At 68.6% G+C, this 23,434-nt stretch carries 25 protein-coding genes; 5 read left to right on the top strand and 20 right to left on the bottom strand.

All coding sequences use genetic code 11. The features are described 5' to 3' along the window. Position 1: 1 nt before the first annotated feature. From kdpA to ehuB, 6 genes are all read right to left on the bottom strand, one after another. Complete coding sequence (kdpA, locus tag LRQ07_RS01235) at positions 2-1,672, bottom strand: potassium-transporting ATPase subunit KdpA (protein ID WP_232762848.1); 1,671 nt, start codon at positions 1,670-1,672, stop codon at positions 2-4. Then, the gene (locus LRQ07_RS01230) at positions 1,672-1,761 is read right to left on the bottom strand and encodes a potassium-transporting ATPase subunit F (RefSeq protein WP_081996993.1); all 90 of its coding nucleotides are present in this window, start codon (positions 1,759-1,761) and stop codon (positions 1,672-1,674) included. The genes kdpA and LRQ07_RS01230 overlap by 1 nt, the downstream gene beginning before the upstream one ends. Before the next feature lie 324 nt (positions 1,762-2,085). Next, a complete protein-coding gene (gene ehuA / locus LRQ07_RS01225; RefSeq protein WP_081996992.1) occupies positions 2,086-2,877 on the bottom strand; it encodes an ectoine/hydroxyectoine ABC transporter ATP-binding protein EhuA in 792 nt (263 codons plus the stop codon). Beyond that, a complete protein-coding gene (gene ehuD / locus LRQ07_RS01220; protein ID WP_047522808.1) occupies positions 2,861-3,517 on the bottom strand; it encodes an ectoine/hydroxyectoine ABC transporter permease subunit EhuD in 657 nt (218 codons plus the stop codon). The genes ehuA and ehuD overlap by 17 nt, the downstream gene beginning before the upstream one ends. Further along, positions 3,514-4,233, bottom strand: coding sequence for an amino acid ABC transporter permease (locus LRQ07_RS01215; RefSeq protein WP_153243373.1), 720 nt, complete (start codon positions 4,231-4,233; stop codon positions 3,514-3,516). Before LRQ07_RS01215 ends, ehuD begins: the two co-directional genes overlap by 4 nt. Before the next feature lie 12 nt (positions 4,234-4,245). Further along, positions 4,246-5,139, bottom strand: a complete 894-nt coding sequence (gene ehuB, locus LRQ07_RS01210) for an ectoine/hydroxyectoine ABC transporter substrate-binding protein EhuB (protein ID WP_232762849.1) — start codon at positions 5,137-5,139, stop codon at positions 4,246-4,248. Between the two features lie 233 nt (positions 5,140-5,372). Here ehuB and LRQ07_RS01205 point away from each other — a divergent pair, with 233 nt between their 5' ends. After that, complete coding sequence (locus LRQ07_RS01205; protein WP_256535596.1) at positions 5,373-6,125, top strand: GntR family transcriptional regulator; 753 nt, start codon at positions 5,373-5,375, stop codon at positions 6,123-6,125. A gap of 132 nt (positions 6,126-6,257) precedes the next feature. Beyond that, positions 6,258-7,010 (top strand): SDR family NAD(P)-dependent oxidoreductase, encoded by a 753-nt coding sequence (locus tag LRQ07_RS01200; protein ID WP_256535595.1) that lies wholly within the window; start codon positions 6,258-6,260, stop codon positions 7,008-7,010. A 149-nt stretch (positions 7,011-7,159) separates the two neighbouring features. Here the strand turns inward: LRQ07_RS01200 and LRQ07_RS01195 are convergent, their stop codons facing one another. Beyond that, a complete protein-coding gene (locus tag LRQ07_RS01195; protein ID WP_131493108.1) occupies positions 7,160-7,486 on the bottom strand; it encodes a hypothetical protein in 327 nt (108 codons plus the stop codon). Positions 7,487-7,554: 68 nt separating this feature from the next. After that, positions 7,555-7,998, bottom strand: coding sequence for a MarR family winged helix-turn-helix transcriptional regulator (locus tag LRQ07_RS01190; protein ID WP_134352739.1), 444 nt, complete (start codon positions 7,996-7,998; stop codon positions 7,555-7,557). Positions 7,999-8,128: 130 nt separating this feature from the next. Here LRQ07_RS01190 and LRQ07_RS01185 point away from each other — a divergent pair, with 130 nt between their 5' ends. Both LRQ07_RS01185 and LRQ07_RS01180 read left to right on the top strand, forming a co-directional pair. Beyond that, the gene (locus tag LRQ07_RS01185; RefSeq protein ID WP_131493104.1) at positions 8,129-8,371 is read left to right on the top strand and encodes a hypothetical protein; all 243 of its coding nucleotides are present in this window, start codon (positions 8,129-8,131) and stop codon (positions 8,369-8,371) included. Then, complete coding sequence (locus LRQ07_RS01180) at positions 8,368-8,922, top strand: MarR family winged helix-turn-helix transcriptional regulator (protein ID WP_131493102.1); 555 nt, start codon at positions 8,368-8,370, stop codon at positions 8,920-8,922. The genes LRQ07_RS01185 and LRQ07_RS01180 overlap by 4 nt, the downstream gene beginning before the upstream one ends. 155 nt (positions 8,923-9,077) lie before the next feature. On the opposite strand, the gene LRQ07_RS01175 is transcribed toward LRQ07_RS01180, so the two are convergent. Then, positions 9,078-9,395 carry an ArsR/SmtB family transcription factor gene (locus tag LRQ07_RS01175; RefSeq protein WP_232762852.1) on the bottom strand — a complete coding sequence of 106 codons (318 nt, stop codon included), beginning with the start codon at positions 9,393-9,395 and terminating at the stop codon, positions 9,078-9,080. Beyond that, complete coding sequence (locus tag LRQ07_RS01170) at positions 9,392-9,874, bottom strand: SRPBCC domain-containing protein (protein ID WP_232762853.1); 483 nt, start codon at positions 9,872-9,874, stop codon at positions 9,392-9,394. The genes LRQ07_RS01175 and LRQ07_RS01170 overlap by 4 nt, the downstream gene beginning before the upstream one ends. 183 nt (positions 9,875-10,057) lie before the next feature. Here LRQ07_RS01170 and LRQ07_RS01165 point away from each other — a divergent pair, with 183 nt between their 5' ends. After that, a complete protein-coding gene (locus tag LRQ07_RS01165; RefSeq protein ID WP_248569874.1) occupies positions 10,058-11,596 on the top strand; it encodes an SDR family oxidoreductase in 1,539 nt (512 codons plus the stop codon). Between the two features lie 4 nt (positions 11,597-11,600). On the opposite strand, the gene LRQ07_RS01160 is transcribed toward LRQ07_RS01165, so the two are convergent. The 10 genes from LRQ07_RS01160 to LRQ07_RS01115 all read right to left on the bottom strand — a co-directional run bounded on the left by LRQ07_RS01160 (position 11,601) and on the right by LRQ07_RS01115 (position 23,375). Continuing rightward, on the bottom strand, positions 11,601-13,601 hold the full coding sequence (locus tag LRQ07_RS01160) for a BCCT family transporter (protein ID WP_256535594.1): 2,001 nt from the start codon (positions 13,599-13,601) through the stop codon (positions 11,601-11,603). Positions 13,602-13,738: 137 nt separating this feature from the next. Further along, positions 13,739-15,469: an ABC1 kinase family protein gene (locus tag LRQ07_RS01155; RefSeq protein WP_256535593.1), complete on the bottom strand. Its 1,731-nt coding sequence runs from the start codon at positions 15,467-15,469 to the stop codon at positions 13,739-13,741. A 48-nt stretch (positions 15,470-15,517) separates the two neighbouring features. Then, positions 15,518-16,198 (bottom strand): PadR family transcriptional regulator, encoded by a 681-nt coding sequence (locus tag LRQ07_RS01150; RefSeq protein WP_256535592.1) that lies wholly within the window; start codon positions 16,196-16,198, stop codon positions 15,518-15,520. A 343-nt stretch (positions 16,199-16,541) separates the two neighbouring features. Continuing rightward, positions 16,542-17,882: an HNH endonuclease gene (locus tag LRQ07_RS01145; RefSeq protein ID WP_256535591.1), complete on the bottom strand. Its 1,341-nt coding sequence runs from the start codon at positions 17,880-17,882 to the stop codon at positions 16,542-16,544. A gap of 224 nt (positions 17,883-18,106) precedes the next feature. Continuing rightward, positions 18,107-18,976, bottom strand: a complete 870-nt coding sequence (gene panB, locus LRQ07_RS01140; protein ID WP_256535590.1) for a 3-methyl-2-oxobutanoate hydroxymethyltransferase — start codon at positions 18,974-18,976, stop codon at positions 18,107-18,109. Beyond that, positions 18,973-19,860: a pantoate--beta-alanine ligase gene (gene panC, locus LRQ07_RS01135; RefSeq protein ID WP_256535589.1), complete on the bottom strand. Its 888-nt coding sequence runs from the start codon at positions 19,858-19,860 to the stop codon at positions 18,973-18,975. Before panC ends, panB begins: the two co-directional genes overlap by 4 nt. Then, complete coding sequence (locus tag LRQ07_RS01130; protein ID WP_256535588.1) at positions 19,857-20,693, bottom strand: Rossmann-like and DUF2520 domain-containing protein; 837 nt, start codon at positions 20,691-20,693, stop codon at positions 19,857-19,859. The genes panC and LRQ07_RS01130 overlap by 4 nt, the downstream gene beginning before the upstream one ends. Positions 20,694-20,916: 223 nt before the next feature. Continuing rightward, on the bottom strand, positions 20,917-22,335 hold the full coding sequence (locus LRQ07_RS01125; RefSeq protein WP_256535587.1) for an MFS transporter: 1,419 nt from the start codon (positions 22,333-22,335) through the stop codon (positions 20,917-20,919). A gap of 99 nt (positions 22,336-22,434) precedes the next feature. After that, positions 22,435-23,001, bottom strand: coding sequence for a TetR/AcrR family transcriptional regulator (locus LRQ07_RS01120; RefSeq protein ID WP_131493087.1), 567 nt, complete (start codon positions 22,999-23,001; stop codon positions 22,435-22,437). Between the two features lie 65 nt (positions 23,002-23,066). Beyond that, a complete protein-coding gene (locus tag LRQ07_RS01115) occupies positions 23,067-23,375 on the bottom strand; it encodes an ArsR/SmtB family transcription factor (RefSeq protein ID WP_232762871.1) in 309 nt (102 codons plus the stop codon). Positions 23,376-23,434: the final 59 nt, after the last annotated feature.

Genomic DNA, 23,434 nt, shown 5'->3' with positions numbered 1-23,434 from the left:
GTTACAGCAGCCCTTCCGCCAGGGGACCCAGCGTGAGAACGGGGAAGAAGACGAGTGCGGTCACCAGGACCGCGGTGCCGACGGTGAGACCGATGAAGAGCGGTCGATGCGTCGGCAGCGTGCCGGCCGTGGCGGGGACCTTGTCCTGCGCGGCCAGCGAACCGGCCAGGGCCAGGACGAGGGCGATCGGCAGAAACCGTCCGAGGAGCATCGCGACACCGAGTGCCGCCGTCAGCCACGGAGTGCTCGCGGTCAGGCCTGCGAAGGCGGATCCGTTGTTGTTCGCTGCGGAGGCGAACGCGTAGATCACCTCGGAGAGGCCGTGCGAACCGCTGTTCGCGAGCGATTCGTCGATGATGCTGCCGCGGAGCGCGGGAATCGCGAAGCTGAGGGCGACGCCCCCGAGCACGAGGATCGGCATCACGAGGATGTACATGCTGGCGAGCTTCATCTCGCGCGGCCCGATCTTCTTCCCGAGGTACTCCGGTGTGCGGCCGACGAGCAAGCCGGCGACGAAGACGGCGATCACGGCGATGATGAGCATCCCGTACAGGCCGGCGCCCACACCACCGGGCGCGATCTCGCCGAGCAACATGTTGACCATCGGCATCATCCCGCCGAGAGCCGTATAGGAGTCGTGCATCGAGTTCACGGACCCCGTCGAGGTGAGCGTGGTGGTCGACGCGTAGAGCACCGACTGCACGAGCCCGAACCGCGCCTCCTTGCCTTCCATCGCGGCGCCGGCGAGTTCCGGAGCCGAACCGCGGCCCGCGAACTCGAACGCCGCGAGAGCGAAGGTCGACGCGAGGAACAGCGTTCCCATGACGGAGAGGATCGCGTATCCCTGACGGTTGTCGCCGACGATCCTGCCGAACGTCCGCGGCAGGGAGAAGGGGATCAGCAGGATCAGGAAGCACTGCAGCAGGCTCGTCCACGCCGCGGGGTTCTCGAAGGGGTGGGATGCGTTCGCGTTGTAGAAGCCGCCGCCGTTCGTGCCGATCTCCTTGATCGCCTCCTGAGAGGCGACGGGACCGCCGGGGATCGTCTGCGTGCCACCGGAGACCGTGCTCACATCGACGTAGCCGTTGAAGTTCTGCACGACGCCGCCGGCGATCAGGACGATGGCCGCGACGATCGACAGCGGGAGCAGGATGCGGAAGGTACCGCGGACGAGGTCGACCCAGAAGTTGCCGATGACGCCGGATCGACGGTATGCGAAGCCGCGCACGAGCGCGATCGCGACGGCGATTCCGGTCGCTGCCGACACGAAGTTCTGCACTGCGAGACCGGCGAACTGCACGGTGTACGACAACGCCTCACCCGAATAGGCCTGCCAGTTCGTGTTGGTCACGAAGGAGATCGCGGTGTTGAACGCCACCCCCGACTCGACGTTCTCGTTGCCGAGGGCGTACGGCAACCACTGCTGCGTGCGCTGGAGCGCGAAGAGCAGCAGGACGCCCACGATCGAGAAGGAGAGAACCGAACGCAGATATGCCTGCCAGGACTGCTCGCGCTTCGGGTCGACGCCGATGACTTTGTAGATGCCGCGCTCGACACCCCAGTCCTTCGTCGTCGTGAAGGTCCAGGCCATGTAGTCGCCGACGGGCCTGTAGACGAGGGCGAGGGCGAGGGCGAGGGTGGCGACGCTCGCGATGAGGAAGCCCCACTCCATCAGAAACGCTCCGGCTTCACGAGGGCGAACACCAGGTAGACGACAGCAGCGACGCCGAGCACGGTCGCGAGAAGCTCGAACACGATCACAGCTTCTCCACCGCCTTCCCGACGAGGCCGACGGTCACGAACAGGACGATCACGCCCAGCACGTAGACGAGGTCAAGCACAGAGAGCTCCATTCAGGCTGCGGCGATCGCCGGGCGGCGACCGCGCGTCTCGAGGACGCAACACCCGATACAACACCCCTCGGTGCCCCTGCTTTGACCGCACTTACGGAACCCATACGACGATCCCGGCGACCCTCACGGGGCGCTCACAGGATCTTCGGATCGCCGCCTCCTCGTCACCCACCGGGAGAGCGCTCCTCGCGTCGACGACGCGAGGAGCGGGAGGGGGAAGCGCGCTCGAGGCTCAGTCGCTCAGCACTGCGGAGAGGAAGTCCCTCGTGCGCTGCTCGCGCGGCGCGGAGAACATCGTCTCGGGGTCGGCCTCCTCGACGATGCTGCCCTGATCGAACATCAGCACGCGGTTCGAGACGTCCCGGGCGAACTGCATCTCGTGGGTGACGATGAGCATGGTGATGTCGGTCGTCTCGGCGACGTCGCGCAGCACGCCGAGCACCTCCCCCACGATCTCGGGATCCAGAGCGCTGGTGACCTCGTCCAGCAGCAGGATCTCCGGGTCCATCGCGAGCGCACGGGCGATGGCGACCCGCTGCTGCTGGCCACCCGAGAGCTGCAGCGGATGGGCGTCGGCCTTGTCCGCGAGGCCGACCTTCTGCAGCAGGTCGGTGGCCTTCGCGGTGGCCGCCGCCTTCGACATGCCGAGCACGTGCACGGGGGCCTCGATGAGGTTCTCCATCACGGTCATGTTCGGGAACAGGTTGAACTGCTGGAAGACCATGCCGATGCGCTTGCGCACCTCGTTGCGGTGCTTCTCCCGCAACGGCACGCGCTTGCCGCCGCGTTCGACGTGCGTGAGCGGCTCGCCGTCGATGAAGATGTATCCGCCGTCGGCCTCTTCCAGCGTCATGACCAGACGGAGGATCGTGGTCTTGCCCGAACCGCTCGGTCCGATGAGCGTGACCCGGTCGCCCTGCTGCACGTCGAAGGTGAGGCCGTCGAGCACGACGTGGTCGCCGTAGCGCTTGTGTACCGCGTCGAAGCGGATGGCGGGACGGGAGTTCTCAGGAGGCGTATTCAAGGCGCTTCTCCAATCTGCGGACGAGGACGGATGCGGGGTAGCTGGCGAGGAAGAAGATCACACCGGCGAGCGTGATGGGCTCGAGGTAGCGGAAGCTGTTCCCGCCGAACTCCAGGGCGTTGCTGACCATGTCTGCCACGGTGATGGCGATGAGGAACGGGGTGTCCTTCAGCATCGAGATCACGTAGTTGCCCAGGGAGGGGACGGTCGCCCTGATCGCCTGCGGGAGCACCACGGCGGTCCAGGTGCGCGGGCGAGACATGCTCAGGGCGGTGGCAGCCTCCCACTGCCCGCGCGGGACGGACTCGATGCCAGCACGGTAGACCTCGGCCATGTAGGTCGCGTAGTGGATGCCGAACACCGCGATGCCGATGGTCAGCGGATCCACGGTCACCAGCGCGAAGTACGCGAAGAGCAGCTGGATGACGATCGGGGTCATCCGGATGAAGTTCACCAGGAAGCCGACGCTCGCAGCGACGGGTCGAGGGGCGCTGCGGCGCACGACGGCGATCACGAGGCCGAGCACGGCGGCGATCGCGCTCCCGGCCAGGGTGACGACGAGGGTGACCGTGAAGAAGCCCTCGAGCAGGTGCGGGAGCGCCGCCCAGGCGGTGTCCCAGCTCCAGACGGGTCCGTTCATGCGGCGGTCTCCCCTCGGGTGACGGGCGAGCGGAAGCGCAGGGTCTCGGCCAGCGACTCCCCGCGCCCGAGCTTGTGCTTCGCGCGCACCTCCAGGGCGTTCATCACGAGGGTCAGCGCGTAGGCGATCACGAAGTAGAGCACCATGCCGACGACGCCGTAGAAGAAGGTGTCGGTCTGGATGCGGAGGCGGTCCAGCGCCACGGTCAGGTCGATGAGCGTGATGAACCCGACGATCGCGGTGCCCTTGAGCAACTGGATGAGCAGATTCGTCAGAGAGGGGATCATGAGGGCCCAGGCCTGCGGGAAGATGACCCGGCGCATCCGGTGTGCAGGGGTCATGCTGAGGGCGGTGGTCGCCTCCCACTGCCCGGTCGGGACGGAGTTGATCGAGCCGCGGATGACCTCCGCACCGTAGGCACCGTAGTTGAGACCGAGGCCGAGGATGCCGCACGCGATCGGGGAGATCGAGACGCCGAGCTGGGGCAGCACGAAGAAGAGGAAGAACAGCTGCACGACCAGGGAAGTGCCTCGGAAGAACTCGATGATCACCCGCGAGGTGCCCCGGATGACGATGTTCTCGGCACGGACCGAGAGGCCGAGCACCACCGCGACGATGAGCGCGAGGAGGGCCCCGCCCACGGTCAGCGTGAGCGTGACGAGCACGCCGCCGCCGATCGCGGGCAGAGCCGCCCACAACGCGGACAGATTGTCCATTCGCCGGTGGCCTCAGCCGAGCTCGCCCGCGCAGAGCTGGGCGGTCGTCAGGTCGGACGGCGGGAGGTTCTCCGCGGTGAAGCCGTACTCCCCGACGAGGTCGAGGTAGGCCTGCTCATCACCCGTGATGGAGGCGAGCTGCTCGTTGTACGCGTCGAGGAGCTCCGTGTCGCCGGTGCGGAACACGGTCGACCCGGCACCGATCTGCGGCACGCCGTCGATCTCCTGGACGAACGCCTCGGTCGTCTCGACGCCGGCGTCCGGGTTGTTGTCCGCCATCCAGTTCAGCGAGATCGCCGTCATCGCGAAGGCGTCGGCGCGCCCGTTGGCGACGAGGTCCATGCCGGACTGCGCGTTGTCCACCGACACCGTGTTCGAGATGCCGAGCTTCTCGGCGTATCCGCTCTCGATCCCTCCACCGAGCACGGCGAGCGTGACGTCGGGGTCGTCGACGACCGAGTCGAGGTCGGTGAGACCGCGCGGGTTGCCCTCGGGCACCATCAGCGTGGTGGTGTACATGATCTCGGGATCGCTGAACGCCGCCTCCTCGCAGCGCTCGGGCAGGATCGACATCCCGGCGCTGATCGCGTCGAAGCGGCCGGCCTTGAGTCCGGGGATCAGCGAGTTCCAGTCGACCTCGACCACCTCGACGTCGTCGATCCCCATGTTCGAGAAGATCTCGCGGTGCATGGCGATGGTCGCGCCGGTGGGCTCGCCGCCCTCGACCCACGAGTACGGACGCTCGTCGGCGATCGCGACGGTGATCTTCCCGTCGTTCTGCAGCTGCTCGAGCGTCGAGCCGCTCTCCTCGTCCGTGCCGGACGACGAGCAGGCGGCCAGAGTCACGACGAGCGCGGCGGAGGCCGCGACGGCGCCGGCGCGCAGATGAATTCGGGTGGAGGGCATACGGTTCCTCTTTCGATATCGGGCGTGCGGTTGGGCGGGCGAGACCGTTCTCCGGTCCCGGGCCGACGGCCACGTTATGCCGGATCGACCGTTTGTGCACATTCAGACTGTCGGATTGTCTACATTTATACAAACTCGTTATGGTGGGGTGCCCGGCCCGTGCGGACACGTGTCGGGCGCCGACACGCGTCGGATGCAGAATGGAGTCACCGACGATCGACTCAGGAGCGCTCATGCCACTCACGCCCGCCCCGAACGGGATGCCCGGCGCGGTCTTCCGCATGGCACGGCCTTCGACGGTCGACCTGATCACGGCCGAACTCCGGTCGGCGATCTTCTCCGGCGCGCTGCCCGTCGGCAGCCCCCTGGGCGAGGTGGACATCGCCGCGAAGCTCGGCGTGAGCCGCGGTCCCCTGCGCGAGGCGGCGCAGCGACTCGTGCAGGAGGGTGCACTGACAGCACTTCCGGGTCGGGGCCTGCGCGTGAGCGTGATCCCGGTCGACGGCATCGCCGACCTCTACACCGAGCGTCGGGCCGTGGAGCGCGAAGCCGTGCGCCTCATCGTGAGGGACCGGCTTCCCGTGGCGGAGCAACTCGAGAGCGCGCTGGCCGAGCTGAGGGAGGCGAGCACCCGCGCGGACGCACTCGGCATCGGCGACGCGGACATCGCGTTCCATCAGGCCCTCGTGAACGCCGCGCAGAGCCCTCGACTCTCCCGCGCGATGATGACGCTCGCGCTCCAGACGCGGATCGCGAGCTTCAGTGCCGACGAAGGTTATGCGGTGCCCGCCTCCGTCTCGCCCACCTATCAGGCGTTGATCGACGCACTGTCGCACCACGACGCACCGGGCGCGCTGGCCGCGCTCGACGAGCAGTTCGACGATGCGGTCGCGCGCCTCACGGGCCGGCGCGATGTCGAGACCGTGGAGACGGGTGCGATCCTGGCACCGCCCACGCTCAGCAGGATCGACGTGGCCGACGCCTGACCGGCACCTTCCGCAGGGAGAAATTTCCATTCACGTGAATCCACACCGGTCGTGAAGGCGTAGGGTGGAAGGAAGGACGGACCGTCCGAGAAGATCTCCCGGCACCGTGCCCGCCCGGAAGTGGAGTCTCTCGTGGCTCAGTACGACGTCTCGAACCGCTCGGCGATCGTGACGGGAGCAGGCAGCGGAATCGGACGCTCGACCGCTCTCCTGCTGGCGAAGAACGGGGCAGCGGTCGTGGTCAACGACCTGAATGCCGAGCACGCGAACGCGGTCGTCGAGGAGATCCGCGCGGCCGGTGGCACGGCGGAGGCCTCCGTGGGCGATGCGACGGACGCCGCCTGGATCGCCTCCTCCATCGAGACCGCCAACGCCCTGGCTCCGCTGCGCATCGGGGTCAACAACGCCGGCATCGGCGGCGCGACCGCCCCGACCGCGGAGTACGAGGACGACGCCTGGGACAAGGTCATCGCGATCAACCTCAACGCCGTGTTCCGGAACATGAAGGCGCAGATCCCGTCGATCCTCGCGAACGGCGGTGGATCGGTCGTGAACATCGCCTCGATCCTGGGAAGCGTCGGGTTCGCCGGCTCGCCCGCCTACGTCACCGCCAAGCACGGCGTGGTCGGCATGACCAAGTCGGCAGCGCTCGAGTACTCGGCGAAGGGGGTGCGCGTGAACTCGGTGGGCCCCGGCTTCATCGACACCCCGCTGCTCGCGAACATGGGCGACGAGGCGAAGGAGTTCCTCGTGAGCAAGCACCCGATCGGCCGACTGGGCCAGGCCGACGAGGTCGCGAACCTCATCGCATTCCTCGCCAGTGACGCCGCGAGCTTCATCACCGGCAGCTACCACCTCGTCGACGGCGGATACACCGCCCTCTGAGCGAAGGGCATCCGGCCGCCAGGACCCGATTCCGGGCGGCCGGATGCCAAGAGCAGCGATGTCGTCACCCCCCGGTGACACCGCCACACACCTCCGTCCGGTCTTCGCGCTGCTTTGCCCAGGAGCGCGAAGACGACGGAGGCGAGCTTTCAGGCGACCGCGTGCATCGGTGCCGCAGACGGCAACGACGCGGCGAAGTCGGGATCCGTGAGGTCCAGCCCGTTCGCCGAACTCGCGGCGGCCATCATCTTCACCAGCAACGGCCGCTGGAGCTCACGCTCGTCGTCCACCACGAAGCGCACCGGAATCGACGCGTGCATCCACAGGGTCTCGATGGTCGATTCCGTCGTACGCAGCGTGAGCGGGAAGGACTCGCCCCGGCGGAGCTTCGTCACGGCGACGAGTCGGAGATGCGCGAGCAGCGGGTCGTCGATCTCGATGACCTTCGATTCTCCGGCGTAGCTGAGCAGACCCATGACGTCCCCTTCCCGTATTTCGTACAGGAATTAGATTACTAGTTTAACTAGCTAAATGGAAGTCGGGCCTATTCGATGCCTTCGAGCTCGCGGGCGAGGCGCCGCAGGAACAGCGAGATCGCGGCGAGCTGCTCCGGTGCGAACTCCCTCTCCACCCGCTCGATGCGGCGAGAGATCTCGTCGGCAGGAGAGTGCAGATCGCGAAGAGACGGACGGATGATCTTCGACCGCGCGTCGTCCGGATGGACGGCCACGACCACCTGACCGCGCTCGGCGAGCCGGCGCACGACGGAGGTGACGGCCGCCGTGCTCACCCCGAGCTGAGCGGCCAGCTCGCCGGGCGTGACCGGGGTATCGACCGGAGCCGACGCGATGATGCGCATGGCAGAGCGATCCGTCTCATTGGGTTGACGCGCTGCCGCCAGCCGTCGACGCAGCTGCGCCTCGGCCCGCCGGAACTCTTCGACATCGCGGGCGAGCTCCGATGCCACGACGTCCAGACCATTCCCCATTACGCACCTCCCCCGCGGCCCAGGTGCCCATGTTACCTCGACAGCCTTATTACCTGACGAACTAGGGAATTCGGTCGTCGCCGGCACCCTCCCACGATGAGAGGATTGACTCACCGCGCGAAAGGAACCCATGGTCGACCCGGTCACCCTCGAGGACGAGAAGTTCATCGGCTATGCGAGCCTGCTCGAGCACCTGCAGAGCCGGTTCCCCGGGATTCCTCGCGACAGGATCGAGCAGATCATCGTGGCGGAGAACGACGCGATCACCGGCGGGTTCCTGCTCGTGGTCCCCGTCGGCGTCGCCGCAGGAGCGGTGGAGATGCTCGAACGGGAGTCCCTCCCCGAGGCCGACGGAGAGGTGGTGGCGTCATGAGCGAGCCCCAGGAGTACACGCGCTCCGGATACTGGTACCCCGACGGCGGGAACGTCAGCACCGTCGACGTGCTGAACATGCTGCGGCGCTACCGGGCGGCCGAGACCGCGATGCGCGCACGCACCCGCGCATCGATGGGAATGAACGAGACCGACCTGATGGCACTGCGCTTCCTGCTCCGGGAGCAGCGGGCGGGGCGCATCGTCCGCCCGATCGACATCGCGAAGATGCTCGACATCTCCACGGCGTCGACGACCACTCTCATCGACCGGCTCGAGAAGGGCGGACACGTCCGTCGCGAGCCCCACCCCACCGACCGCCGCGCGGGAGTCGTGGTGCCGACCGTGAGCAGCGACGAAGAGGTCCGCGCGACCCTCGGTGCCATGCATCGACGCATGCTCGCCCTGGTCGACGAGCTGTCCGACGACGAACGTGCGGTGGTCACGCGGTTCCTCGCCGGCATGACGGCGGCGATCGAAGAGGCCTCCGACCTCGACCAGGAGCTGCGCGACGCCATCCGCGACGAGAAGGACACGGGCCCCGCGCGCTGACCCGCCGTCGCCGCCCGCCCGACACCCAACCCCGCCGACACGCCAGATGTCGGACGCGCCTGCCCGAAGCATCCGACATGTGGCGTTTCGTCCGCGGGGAAGGTGGCCCGACAGCCCGACAGCCCGACAGCCCGACAGCCCGACACCCCGAGCGCCTACAGCCCCTCCGCGATCTCCTTGATCGCGGCGAGGCGGCGGTCCCACTCGCGCCCGATCACGTCGAGCTTCGCAGCGGTGGCGGAGAGCTCGGCGCCGACGACGCGGAAGCGCACCTCGCGGCCGACCCGCACGGGCTCGACGAGACCGACCTCCTGCAAGACGGCGAGATGCTTCGCGATCGCCTGACGGGACACCGGAAGGCGCCCGGCGAGAGCGGATGCCGACGCCTCCGCCTCCCCGAGCTCCGTCAGGATGCGCCAGCGCGTCTCGTCCGCGAGCGCCGAGAGCATGGGCAGGAGGGTTGCTGCGGTCATGCTTCGCCTTCCACCAGGGTGACCATCTTGTCCAGCTCCAGGTCCCAGCCCGTGCGGTGCGACTCCAGGTTGGCGCGCGGGTCGGACGTGCGCTCGAAGCCGCTCTCGACGACCGTGAGGCGCGTGCCACCCTCGGCCTCTTCGAGCGTGAAGGTGAAGACCGTCGAGGTGGTCTCGTCGATGCTGTCGGGCAATGCACCGAGGGCGTCGTCGTTGTTCCAGCGGTAGGTGATGCGCCGCGGCTCGTCGTACTCCTCGATCCGCAGGGGGATCACGTCGTAGTCGGGGAAGGTCATCGTGCCGGTCGCGCCGACCCCGGTGCCGTCGAGCACGGTGCGCCCGAACCACCGGGAGATGTGCTCTGGCTCGGCCACAGCCCGCCAGACCTTGTCGGCGGGTGCTGCGATCAGGATGGTCCGCCGAACGGAGAAGGTCTCCTCGTCGACGACGGATGCCTCGTTGTGGGTCATGTTCACCATGATGGTTCCTTTCGGCGTTTCCTGCAGGTTCCGTCGACCGGTCGGCCGACTGCAACTTCAGAGTTGCACGTTGCGGGCGGAAAAGCAACCATTACGTTGCAATAGGGGCTTGTGCCCGTACCGGTCGCCACGACGCCCCGCAACCCCGTTCCACCGGACGCGGGGGCGACCTACGCTCGACCTATGCCCGAACTCACCCACCCCACCGGCCGTGAAGAGGCGTTGCGCGCCGCGCCCCGCGACGACGGCTCCGCCCCGCGCGCCCTCGTGCTCGGGGCGACCGGATACATCGGCGGACGCCTGACCCCGCGGCTGCTGAACGCCGGCTACCGGGTGCGGGTCCTGGCGCGTGACGCCGCGCGCGCGGCCTCCTTCCCCTGGGGCGGCGACTGCGAGATCGTCGAAGGCTCCGCGGATGATGCGGATGCCGTGGCCACGGCCATGGACGACGTCGACGTCGTGTACTACCTGATCCACTCGATGTCCGCAGGCAAGGGCTTCGAGGAGAGCGACGAGCGGGCGGCGACGACGGTGGCCGAGGCCGCGGCGCGGGCAGGCGTGCGACGGATCGTGTACCTCGGCGGACTGCATCCCGACGACGCGAAGCTGTCGCCGCACCTGCGCTCGCGTGTGCGCGTGGGGGAGATCTTCCTGCGGTCCGGCGTGCCGACGCTCGTACTGCAGGCGGGCGTCGTGATCGGCTCGGGGTCGGCGTCGTTCGAGATGATCCGCCACCTCACCGATGTGCTGCCGTACATGCCGGCGCCGAAGTGGGTGCGAAACCGCATCCAGCCGATCGCCGTCCGCGATGTGCTGCACTACCTGCTCGGGGCGGCGCGCGTCGACGCCGATGTGAACCGCGCCGTCGACATCGGCGGGCCGGACGTGCTGCGCTACGGGCAGATGATGAACGGCTACGCCGTCGAAGCCGGGCTCCGGCAGCGCGCCATCGCCGCCCTCCCCGTGCTCACGCCGGGGCTCGCTTCGCACTGGGTGAACCTGGTGACGCCGGTGCCGCGCTCGATCGCCCGTCCGCTCGTGGCATCGCTGCAGAACGAGTGCATCATGAAGGACCACGCGGTCGACGAGCTCATCCCGCGGCCCGAAGACGGCTTGACCCCGTATCGGCGTGCGGTCGACCTCGCGCTCGGACGGGTGCGCGGTGACAGCATCGAGACCAGCTGGCAGGACTCGGAAGTGTCGGGCGCGCCCAGTGACCCGCTGCCGAGCGACCCGGACTGGGCCGGACGCACGGTGTTCACGGATTCGCGGTCCGTCGCCACCCGCGCCTCCGCGGCAGAGCTGTGGCGCGTGATCCTGGGCATCGGCGGGGAGAACGGCTGGTACTCCTCCCCGCTGCTGTGGGCCGTGCGGGGGTTCATGGACCGGATCGTGGGTGGCGTGGGCCTGCGTCGCGGCCGCCGGAGCCGCACCGCGGCGAGGGTCGGCGACGCGATCGACTTCTGGCGCGTCGAAGCGGTCGAGAGGACCGAGGCCGAATCCCTGCTGCGCCTCCGCGCCGAGATGAAGGTGCCCGGCGAGGCCTGGCTCGAGCTGCGTGCGGTGCCGGACGGCGAAGGCGCGCGCTACGAGCAGCGCGCGATCTTCTTCCCCCGCGGACTGAGCGGACGCCTGTACTGGCTCGCCGTGCTGCCCTTCCACGGGCTGATCTTCGCCGGGATGGCCGCCCGCATCACCGCTGCCGCCGAGGAGGCGTCCTAGCGGATCAGTCCGTGCGGGGCTGGTCCGGGGCGGCCGTCGGGTCCGGGGCGGTCGGCGGGTCCGTGATCGACGCATCGACGACCGCATCCACCTCGGCGGGCGGGATGATGTCGATCGCCTCGGTCGCGGCCTCGTACACCTCGGCGAGCGTCTCGTCGACGGTCGACTCGTCGATCCAGTCGAGGTCGTCCTCGGAGTGGTCGTACTCGACCGGCACGAGCGCGAAGTCGTCGCCGTACTCCTCGAGACCGGCCATGACGCTGTGCCGGACGGCCGCGCGGGCATAACGCTCACGAAGGATCAGCGGATCGCGTCGGAGATCCTTCATGAAGGCGATCATCATGAACCCCATGATGATCGCGAAGGGCAGCGCGGCGATGATCGTGACGTTCTGCAGCGATCGCAGACCACTGCCCTCCTCGCCGATGACGAGCAGCACGGCGGCGATCGCTCCGACCAGCACACCCCACACGACGGCGACCCAGCGCGACGGCTCCGGCCTGCCCTGCTGAGACAGCGTGCCCATGACGAGGGAGGCCGAATCCGCTCCCGTGACGAAGAAGATGGCGATCAGCACGATGAGGATGATGCTCGTGATGAGCGAGAACGGCAGGTTCTCAAGCACGCCGAACAGGACTTCCTCCGGCGGGTCGACCGTGAGGTTCGCGCCGTCCATCTGCTGCTGGATCGCCGTGGTGCCGAAGATCGCGAACCAGACGAGAGAGATGGCCGAAGGCACCACGATCACGACGGAGACGAACTGACGAAGGCTGCGCCCGCGCGAGATCTTGGCGATGAACATGCCGACGAACGGCGACCAGGAGATCCACCACGCCCAGTAGAAGATCGTCCAGCCCGACAGGAACGTCTCGGCCGCTTCGCCCTGCGATGCCGAGCGGCCGATCATCTGCGGGAGGTCGCCGATGAACTGCACGGCGACCGACGGGATCACGTTGAGGATGAGCAGCGTCGGACCCACGAAGAACACGAAGAAGGCGAGCAGGAGCGCGACGACCGCATTGATGTTCGATAGGGCGCGGATGCCTTTTGAGACTCCCGAGACGGCCGACGCAATGAAGCAGGCCGTGAGCACGGCGATCACGGCGATCAGGACCCCGTTGCCGAGCGGACCTGCGCCGCTGACGATCTCGACGCCGTGGCCGATCTGCAGAGCGCCCAGCCCCAGCGACGCCGCCGTGCCGAACAGCGTGACGATGATCGAGAAGACGTCGATGGTGCGGCCGAGCGGACCGGTCGTGCGCCCCTCGCCGAGCAGCGGCGCGAAGATCGAGGAGATGAGGGGCGTGCGGCCGCGGCGATAGGCACCGTAGGCGATCGCCCCACCGACGAGCGCATAGAACGCCCAGGCCTGCGGGCCCCAGTGATACAGCACCTGCGTCTGCGCGGTGTGCATGGCGTCGAGGGTATTCGCCTCGACCGTGCCCGGCGGCGGGCTCTCGAAGAAGGTGAGCGGCTCGGCGGCACCCCAGAACACGAGGCCGATGCCCATCCCGGCGGCGAAGAGCATCGAGATCCAGGAGAACATCGAGTACTCGGGCTCTTCGTCGTCGCGCCCGAGCGGGATGCGTCCGTAGCGGCTGAAGCCGATGAACAGCATGAACACCAGGATGACGGTGGCGATGGTGGTGAAGAAGAATCCGAAGTACTGGACGACCCAGTCGAGGACCGTGCGGGTGGTGCCTGCGAGGTTGTCGCCCGCGAACACGCCCCAGGCGATGAAGGCGAGGGTCAGGGTCGCCGCCACGCCGAACACGAGCGGGTCGGTGCGGTACGTGCGACCGGTCTCCTCGACCGAGACGCCCGGGACGAGCGCCGGATGGACGCTGCGCGGGGGGACCGCCGCGATGTCGCGGACGATCTTCTTGGCGGTCTCGGTGGCTTTGGCCGGCAGTCGGTTCACGCCCGTGCCGACGGCGCCTGTCCGGGTGCTCGGAGGGGTCTTTCCTGCGGAGCGTTCATCGGGCTTCTCGTCAGGGGTCTCCATGGCATCCCATCCTGTCACGCGTGGCGCCGCCCCCTCATCGTGCGATATGCCGGAACGTCCGCCCGATCCCCGGCGCGCCGGGCCTCCGGGGGCGCGAGTGCATGCTCGACGGTGCGGGTTTCTCGGGCGTGCCGCGCCTACCGCGGGCCCCGTCGGCCGACGCCGGCGAACAGGGAGTGCAGCAGGGGGAGCGCCGAGACGCAGATCAGTGTGATGCCCAGCGGGGGCACCGCCGGCACGAGCAGTGCACCGCCGATGAGCATCGCCGCGAAGAGCACGCCCGAGGCGATCCGCCGGGCGATGCCCTCGAGCCGATCGAGGCGGCGTTCCAGGCGCGAAGTGTCGAACGAGACGGTGCCGTCGTCGACGCGGGTGATGATGTCGTCGATGCGCTTCGGCAGGCGCCAGGTCGTGTTCATCGTGTCCATCGCCTGGCTCGCGAACGCCTGCACGATGTTGCCGCTCTCGTCGCGCAGCAGACGGCCGGCGTAGGGTTCGGCGGCGTCCCAGACGTTGAACGCGGGGTCGAGGCTGCTGCACATGCCCGAGGTCAGCGAGACGGCGCGGATCAGCAGCAGCATGTTCTCGGGCAGTTGCAGCGGGAGCGAGCGCACCATGTCGCCGAACTCCTCCGCGAAGTCACGGAACTCGCGGGGGTCGACCTTGCTGAGCTCGGCGAAACCCATGCCCCCGAACCGGGCGAACAGGGCGGTGAGGGCGCGTTCGAGTTCGCGGGTGTCGGCGGAGGGCAACAGGACCCCGATCTCCTGCGCCGCGGCGACGAGGCCCCGGCTGTCGCGGCCGGTGACCGCGATCAGGAGGGTGCGCAGGCCGTCGCGGAGGCTCGCCGGGATCTCGGCCATCATGCCGAAGTCGATGAACGTGAGCCGGAAGCCGCCGGGCGTCGCATCTGTCGTATCCGCCGTCGGCGTGGTCGACGGGGTCGGAGAGGTCGGCGTGACGAAGATGTTGCCGGGGTGCGGATCGGCGTGCACGAAGCTGTGCGTGAAGACCTGGTCGAACATGACCTCGGCGAACACCTCGGCGACCTGGGCGGGGTCGATGCCGGCGGCCCGCAGCGCATCCGTGTCGTTGATCTTGATGGCGGTGACGTCGGACAGCGTGAGCACGCGGCGGGTCGATCGCTCCCACACGATCTCCGGCATGCCGACCCGGGGGTCGTCGGCGAAGTTCTCGCGGAACCGTTCGGCGCTCGCGGCTTCGTGCAGGTAGTCGATCTCCTCGCGGCTGGTCTCGGCGAACTCCTCGACGAGCGCGGGCGCGTCGACGCGGTCGGCGACGAGGCGCACGCGGGTCAGCCAGCGTGCGACCCGACGGAGCGCCGCGAGGTCGACGGCGACGATCTCGTCGATCCCGGGGCGCTGCACCTTGACCACGACGTCTTCGAGGCCGGTGTCGGCGGCGTCGAGTGCGGAGAGTCGGGCACGGTGCACCTGGCCGAGTGAGGCTGCCGCGACCGGGATGTCGTCGAACCAGGCGTAGGCGCGTTCGAGCGGGACGCCGAGTTCGGCCTCGGCGAGCGCGCGGATCGCCGGGGTGGGGACGGCGGGGACTTCGTCCTGCAGCCCTTCGAGCTCCTTGGTGATCTCCGGAGGGAGCACGTCGAGGCGCGACGACATGAACTGTCCGACCTTGATCATGAGTCCGCCGAGTTCCACGGCGAGCGTGTGGAAGCGGCGCGCGAACGTCTGCATCCGTGGCCCGCGTGTGCGCTCGGCGACCCTGCTCATGCCGAGGCGCGGGAGGACGAGCTCGAACCACCAGATCTTGAGGAACTCCCGGCCGGCGAACGACAGGATGCGGCGGTACCGGGCGCGGTGGGCACCCCGTGCCGCAGCATCCGTCATCGTGTGGCCCTTTCGCAGGTCCTCACTCGATGCCGCCGCACTGCGCGGTCAGTCCTGCGCGAGGATCGAGTACAGCCTACGGCGGGCTTCGTCGAGGACCTCGATCGTCTGCTGCACCTGCTCGGGCGAGCCGCTTCGTCCGACCTGGGCGGCAGCGGCGGCGAGGTCGACGCCCGCCTTCGGGAGTGCGTTGAACCGGGCGCTGTCGCGGTGTCCGTCCTTGCCGGACGACGACTCCCACGGGGCCGGGGTCTCGGAGCTCTCGTCGGCGACGGCGCGGCCGGCCTCGGTGAGCGAGTAGGTCTTGCGGCCGTTCTGCTCCTCGGCCTCGATGAGTCCTTCGTCGGCGAGCAGCTGCAGAGTGGGGTACACGGAGCCGGCGCTCGGCTTCCAGGTGCCGCCGCTGCGCTCGGCGATCTCGTTGATGATCTGGTAGCCGTGCATGGGCTTCTCGGCGAGGAGTGAGAGCACGGCGGCGCGGACGTCGCCGCGGGCCATGCGCGAGCCGCCGGACGGGCGGGACTCGAACGACTTGCGGAGCTGGTCCATTGCTTCGAAGATCGCGGCGGCGGGCCCGCCGGGGCCTGCGCCGAACCCGGAACCAGATCCGAACCCGGAGCCGGATCCGAACCCGGAGCCGCCGAAGATTCCGCCCGGTCCGCCGGAGCCGCCGTTGTTCCCGGAGCCGCCGTTGCCGCCGAACGGGTTGGAGGGGAATGCGTTGTTCATGATGACCTCCTGCTGTGGTGAACGATACTCAACGATATATCGTTCAGGCTGTGGGTTGGGTGGGAGTTCTCGGTCGGCGACAAGGTCTCGGGTGCCGCCCCTCCCGGTTCAGGGCACGAAGACCGCGCTGATCACCGCCCTCCGAGGGCCGATCTCTGACAACCGCCCTCTGATGTCCGCTCTCTGAGGGCCGCTCTCTGACAACCGCTCGCCGACAGCCACTCGCTCTGATAACCACTCCCCGACAACCACCCTCTGACAACCACCCTCTGACAACCGCTCCCTGACAACCGCCCTCTGACAACCACTCGCCGACAGCCGGGAACCTCGCACGGTGTCGCGCTCAGGCCGCGATGTCGAAGCGCGCTCGTCCCCCCAGGCGCGGCGTGCGGGCGGGGTCGACGTATCCGGGTGGAATGAACCACACCCGTCCTACCGCGCCAGCCCCATCGATACGGATCTCCCACTCGTTGTCGTGAATGCGATGGTGACAGGTCTCACACAGCAGCACACCATTGGACAGATCCGTCGGCCCGCGATCTCGCCTCCACCAGCGGATGTGATGCGCTTTCGTCATCTCCGGCGGCAACCCGCACATCGCGCACCCACCGTCCCGCTCCACCAGAGCCAGCCGTTGCGCCCGGGTGAACAGGCGTCTCTCCCGCCCCCAGTCCAAAACCTCGCTCGCACCGCCGAGCACGCACGGGATCACGCCCCCTCCCGCGGCCATCCGCCGCGCCGCACCGACACTGACCGGCTGTTCGATCCCGTCGACCTCTGCGGCTCCCGATCCGGACTCCAGATCCTCCAGCCGCATCCGCACCACGACCGTCGCACCCGCCAACGGCACCCGCTGCGCACACCCGAGAACATGCGCGGCGAACACGGCCAGCGCATCCGCCTGCAGCATCGGCACCGAACGACGATCCGCATCGACTGCATCGGGATCCGGCGCATCCTTCCGCGCCGCGAACGCCGCTGAGACATACCCCCGGATCGCCGTCACGACCGGAGCCGCCGATTCCGCATCCAGCACCGCGCTCAGATGCACCATGCCATCACGCTCGAACAGCGTCAACGCACGCTTTCCGCGGCGCTCTTCCTCCTTCGGCTCGACCCCGTGCGGGTCGAGCCACGCCTCCGCGCGGACCACGAGCTTGCGGACGTCGTCGAGCGCGAGGCCCTGAGCCTTCTCGGCAAGCACCCGCTCCCCCTCGGCGATGCGTTCCGGGCCGGCAGCCACTCGACACCGATCAAGCAGCCCGACGATCATCGCCGCCGCCTGCGCACTGAGAGCCCCGGTGGCCAGCGCCTCGCGTACGAGCGGATACCTCGCCGGCAAGCGCGCTCCGATCAGGTCCATACGCGGCGCCGTCGCCTCGCCGACCTTGACGAGACGCTGCGCATCACCCGTCGATACCCCCGACGTCGCTGCGATCAGCTTCGCCGGACTCCGAAAGCCCTGTTGCTTCGCGAGGCTCTCTGCTCCCAACTCGGGGCGCGACTCGCGTGAGATACCAGCCGCCACCTCCACGTGCACAGCATCCAGACGCCGCTGCAACAGACCGATCGCATCGTTGACGGCGATCAGCTGCGCTCGAGACAGATCGTCGGTCTCCTCAGCGCGCGACCACGCGTCATCGAGGCGAGCCATCGCCTCGTGCAACCCGGTCAAAGTGGACATGCTTCACCCTAACCCGAAATGGTTCTACATTCGAATCTTTATTCGATTGTATGCCGGAATGTTGCCAGGCCTCCATGCAAGCTATCCACAAGTGCGGGATTGCGCGCTAGCGGTATTCGAAACTATGTACTATGCGAGCATGACCTCACACAGTGACCCCGGATCCGAGTCGCACGCCCGCGATGCTCTCGATGGGGTCGGCGATCGGCCATGCGCCGGCTGGATCAGCGCGTCACGAGCATCTCCTCCAGGCGCGCCGCCTCACCGCGTGCCATCGTGTAGCCGTGCTCCGCCGAGGGATACGCACCGCTGCGCACCTCCCGCGCGTACGCCTCGACGCCGTCGATGGCTGCACTGCGCAGATCGGCGTAGCGCTTGACGAACTTTGCTGCCCCGCCGTCATAGAGCCCGAGGAGGTCGTGGAAGACGAGCACCTGCCCGTCGGCACCCGCTCCGGCGCCGATACCGATCACGGGGATGTCGAGGCGCGGCATGAGGGCTGCGGTCACTTCGGAGGGCACTGCTTCGATCACGAGCATCGCGCACCCCGCATCCTGCAGGGCGAGGGCATCATCGATCACGGCGAGCGCGGCTTCGGCGGTGCGGCCCTGCGCGCGGTAGCCGCCGAGAGCCGTCGCGGTCTGCGGGGTGAGTCCGACGTGCCCGACCACGGGAATGCCGGCTCGCACCAGGGCCCGAGCGCGGTCGACGGTCGTGCCGCCGCGCTCGATCTTCACGAGGTCGCAGCCGGCCTCCTTGATGAAGCGCTGTGCCGTCGCGAGGGCGAGTTCGTCAGAGGCTTCATACGACCCGAAGGGCAGGTCGCCGATGAGCAGCGGGGAGGTCAATCCGCGGCGAACAGCCTTGGTGAGCATGAGCATCTCGTCGACTGTGACCGGCACCGTGCTGTCGTAGCCGAGCACGGTCATCGCGGCCGAGTCGCCCACGAGAACGATGTCGACCCCGGCAGCTTCCACGATCTGCGCGCTGGGGTGGTCATACGCGGTGACCATGACGAGCGCTTCGCCGGCGTCCTTCTTCGCGGCGAGGGCAGCGAGGGTGACACGGGGGTGGGGAGCAGCTTGGGCACTCATGCGCGGACCTCCGTCGCGGTGGGGCCGGCAGCGACGTCGCCCCCGGAGAGGATGTGGTTGTCGATGAGCCGAGCGGCCCCGATGCGCGCAGCCACGGCGAGGAGGGCGTCACGGTCGACGCGCGCGAGAGGGCGCAGCGTCTCGGCATCGCGGAGCTCGAGGTACTCCGGATCGATGTCGGCCTCGTCCAGCACGCGACGAGCGGTCGACAGGATGCTGCCGGCGTCACGGGCACCGCCGTCGAAAACCGCGGTCGCTTCGTCGAGGGCACGGTTGAGCGCAGTCGCCTGAGTACGGGCGTCCGCATCGAGGTAGACGTTGCGCGAGCTCATCGCGAGCCCGTCGGCCTCGCGCACGATCGGACAGGCGACGATCCGCACGTCCAGGTCGAGGTCGCTTACGACGCGGCGGACGACCAGCACCTGCTGCGCATCCTTCTGTCCGAAGTAGGCGGCATCAGGGCGGACGATCCCGAACAGCTTCGTGACGACCGTGGCGACGCCGTCGAAGTGATGTGCGCCGCGACTCGCACCGTCGAGAACATCGGTGAGGCCGGCGACGTGGATGTTCGTCGCGAACCCGTCGGGGTAGATCTCGGATGCCGCGGGGGCGAAGAGGATATCCACGCCCTCGGCTTCGGCGAGCGCGGCGTCTCGCGCCTCGTCGCGCGGGTAGGTGCTGAGGTCTTCGTTCGCGCCGAACTGCGTCGGGTTGACGAAGAGCGAGACGACGACGAGATCAGAAGCCGCTCGGGCCGCACGCATGAGCGAGAGGTGCCCGTCATGGAACGCCCCCATCGTGGGGACGAGCCCGACCGACGCGTCTGTGCGCCGAGCGTCGCGGACGGCCGCCCGAACCTCGGTGATCGTGCGGAGGATCCTCATACAGAAGACTCCTTCTCTTCGCCGGCAACATCTCGCAACGGGTTCTCCCGCACCCCCTCCCGCGACACCGCCTCCCGCGGCAGCACCCCTGGCGACCCCGCCTCCCGCGAGGCGATCGTTCGCGTGGCCACGGCGAGGGCGTCGAACAGTGCCTGTAGCTCGTGTTCCTCCGCAGCCGACCTCTGACGCACGACCGTGGCTTCATCCCCTCGGGCGATCGGTCCGGTGAGAGCGTCCTGCGCTCCGACGCGTGCCCAGTTCTCGATGGTGCGACCGACGAGCGGGGTGAGGAGTTCGCGGGCCTCACCCTCGGGGATACCGGCGGCGACGGCGAGTTGCTCGGCCGCATCGAGCACCGTCAGCACGAAGTTCGAGGCGAACGATGCGGCCGCGTGATAGCTCACGCGGTGCTCGTCGTCGACCGTGAACGGACGAGCCCCGAGCACGCGGGCCAGCTGCTCGGCGACAGAGCGGGCTTCGTCGGTGCGGCCGGCGACTGCGGCGCCGATGCCGTGGAACACGTCGGGCGGCTCGGTCCCCGTGAAGGTCTGCAGGGGGTGGAAACGGAAGTCGACGTCGTCGAGCGAGGTGGCACCCGAGACGTGTCCGACGAACCGCACATGCGGTCGTGCGACGAACGCGACCGCCGGGATGGCTCGGTCCGGCACGCAGAGCAGCGCGATCTCCGCTTTCGGCATCGATTGGTCGCGCCGGAGGGGTCCGAGGACGTCGAACCCGGCCGCGCGCAGAGCCCCGGCGAGCACACGTCCGACACGACCGGCGCCGACGATGGCGATGGTCGTTCCTGGCGCGAGTGCGGTGGAGGTCTGCATGTCGATTCCCCCAGCCGATTCACGACGGCCGGGATGCCAGAAGTATCCGCCCATCTCGGCATCCGTTCCAAATCTGAGGCCAGAATGACAAACACACCGCAACGAACACTTGTCATTACCGTGAACCTCAGCGATCTCAGAAGGTCATTTCGATCCCACCCACGCGAACGAGCCCGTGGAGAATGTGCTCTGCGCTGTCTTCCACGGGCTCGCTCCGACACCCTCAGTCGCGGCGCCAGACCGCGACGATCGCCGCGCCGACGACCGCCAGTCCTGCCGCGCCGAGGAAGAGCCAGGAGAACCCGCCCGTGAGGGCCTCGGCGTGGGAGGACCCTTCCGCCGAGAGTGCCGCGGTGCGGAGCCCGGCGACCGTGCCGAGCACCGCGAGCCCGATCGCGCCACCGAACTGCTGACTGGTGTTGACGAGTCCACCCGCGAGTCCGGCCTCTCCGCCCTCGACGCCGTCCACGGCGAGCTGGGTGGTCGCGACGACCGCGCCGCCGAGTCCGACGCCGATCAGGAGAGTCGGACCGAGCAGGTGCGTGAGGAACGCGGCATCCGCCGGAGATGCGGAGAGCCACACGAGCCCTGCCGCGAGGAGGAGCAGCGCCCCGATCAGCACCGGCCGTGTGCCGACGCGGGCGATCACGGCAGGGACCACGCCGGCGACGAGCACGAGCACACCGGCGAGGGGCAGCTGCGTGAGGCCTGCGGTCAGGGCGTCATAGCCGAGCACGGCCTGCATGTAGACCGAGAGGGCGAAGAAGAGGGCGACCATGGTGGCCCCGCCCAGCAGCATGACGATGTTGCCGAGCGCGAGGTTGCGGTTCCGGAACACGCGGAGCGGGACGAGAGGAGCGGCGGCGCGGCGCTCGATCGCCACGAAGACCCCGCCGAGCACCAGCGCGAGGGCGAGCAGACCCAGCGGCAACGGATGCACGAACCCGACCTGCTCGACCGCGCTCAGGGCACCGACGAGCGACACCAGTGCGGCAGTGACGGTCACGGCGCCGGCAACGTCCAGTCGACCGGAGACACGGAGGCCGTCGCGGGTGATGAGCAGCGGGATCGCGATGAGCACGAGCGCACCGATCGGCACGTTCACGAAGAACACCGACTGCCAGCCGAGGGTCGCCGTGAGCACGCCACCGAGCAGCACCCCTGCGGCGGATCCGGCGCCGGCGACCGCTCCCCACACGCCCAGCGCCTTGGTGCGTTCGGCGTCGTCCGGGAACAGCTGGGTCAGCAGCGCGAGGGCCGCCGGGGCGAGGAGCGCGGCCGACACCCCCTGCAGGGCGCGGGCGGAGAGGAGCATCTCGCTCGAGAAGGAGAAACCGGCGAGCGCGGATGCTGCCACGAACCCGACGGCTCCGAGGAGGAACACCCGGCGGTGCCCGTATCGGTCGGCAAGGCGTCCACCGAGGAGGAGCAGGCCACCGAACGCGAGCACGTAGGCGGTGATCACCCACGAGAGGGTGGCGGTATCCATGCCCAGCTGCCGCCCGATGACGGGGAGGGCGATGTTCACGATCGAAGCGTCGAGCACCACGAGGAACTGGGCGAGGGCGAGGACGCTGAGGGCGAGCCAGCGACGCGTGCCGCGCGGTGCGGCGACCGCGGGGAGGGAAGTGAGGGTGGTCATGACGTGCTCCGTTCTGGATTCTTGTGGGTGGAGGAGGTGCTGAGTGATTGCTCACTCACTCTAGAGGACGCGGAAAAGGACCCGCCTCCGACAGAAGCATCAGTCGGGGTGCGTGATCCCCTTGGTCAGCAGGGCGACCCAGTCCCCCGGGCGCCCGTCGAGCTGCGTCGTGACGATCAGGTGACAGAGCTGCCCGTACGCGATGAAGCGCTGCACGTCGTCGTCGCTCGCCCGAGAACGGGTCTTCGCGAACGTCGTGACGCGTTCGAGCCCTTGCCGCAGCGCCCCACCGACGGCGGGGATCTCGGCGACCGATTGCGCGTGCACCTGCAACATCAACAGCGTCCGGTCGGAGATGAGGTGCGCGTAGGCGTCACCCATCGCGTCGAGCACGCCTTCCGGCGAGGTGTCGGCGGCGGCATCCGCCCCTTCCTCGAGGGCGGCGAGGATCGCGTCGAAGCAAGCTTCGAGCGCCACGACGAACAACGCCTCCTTGCCGGAGTACAGCTTGAAGACGTAGGCCGGCGAGATCTTGGCCTCGCGAGCCACGTCGGCGACGGTCGTGCCGTGATAGCCGCCGCGCGCGAACGCCGCCAGCGCTGCCGCGGCCACGAGGGGCCGACGGGCGTCGGCTGTCGAGAGGATGGAACTGCGCGTGCTGGACATATGAGTGACTATACACTCACTCTTTCGGGTGGGCAAGGAATCCCGGCTCGACGACCGGCGGGCGATCACGGAGCGCGCAGCACCGAATCCAACAGCCCCGGGAAGAGCGCGTCGAGGTCGTCGCGTCGGAGCGTCAGCATCCGCCGGCGCCCGTTGGGCTCGTTGCGGATGACTCCGGCTTCGCGCAGCACCTTCATGAAGTGCGACTTGGTCGACTTCGGGAGGTTCGGATCGGTGGCGTGGCAGGCGGCCATGTCGAGGGGTCCGTCGGCGAGCTGGCGCGCGATGGCGAGGCGCTCGGGGTCACTGAGCGCGAAGAGCACGTCCGTGAGCTGGATCTCGGAGCGCTCCGGGTGAGGGAGATCGCCAGGCATGGTTCGAGAATAGTTGAACAATCACAGGATGGCGAGTACGCTCCGATAGTTCGATGATT

The organism is Microbacterium sp. J1-1 (genome assembly GCF_024498615.1).
Lineage (GTDB): Bacteria > Actinomycetota > Actinomycetes > Actinomycetales > Microbacteriaceae > Microbacterium > Microbacterium aurugineum.
The sequence above is the reverse complement of the archived record's forward strand: the minus strand, read 5'-3'. Positions and strand labels throughout refer to the sequence as shown.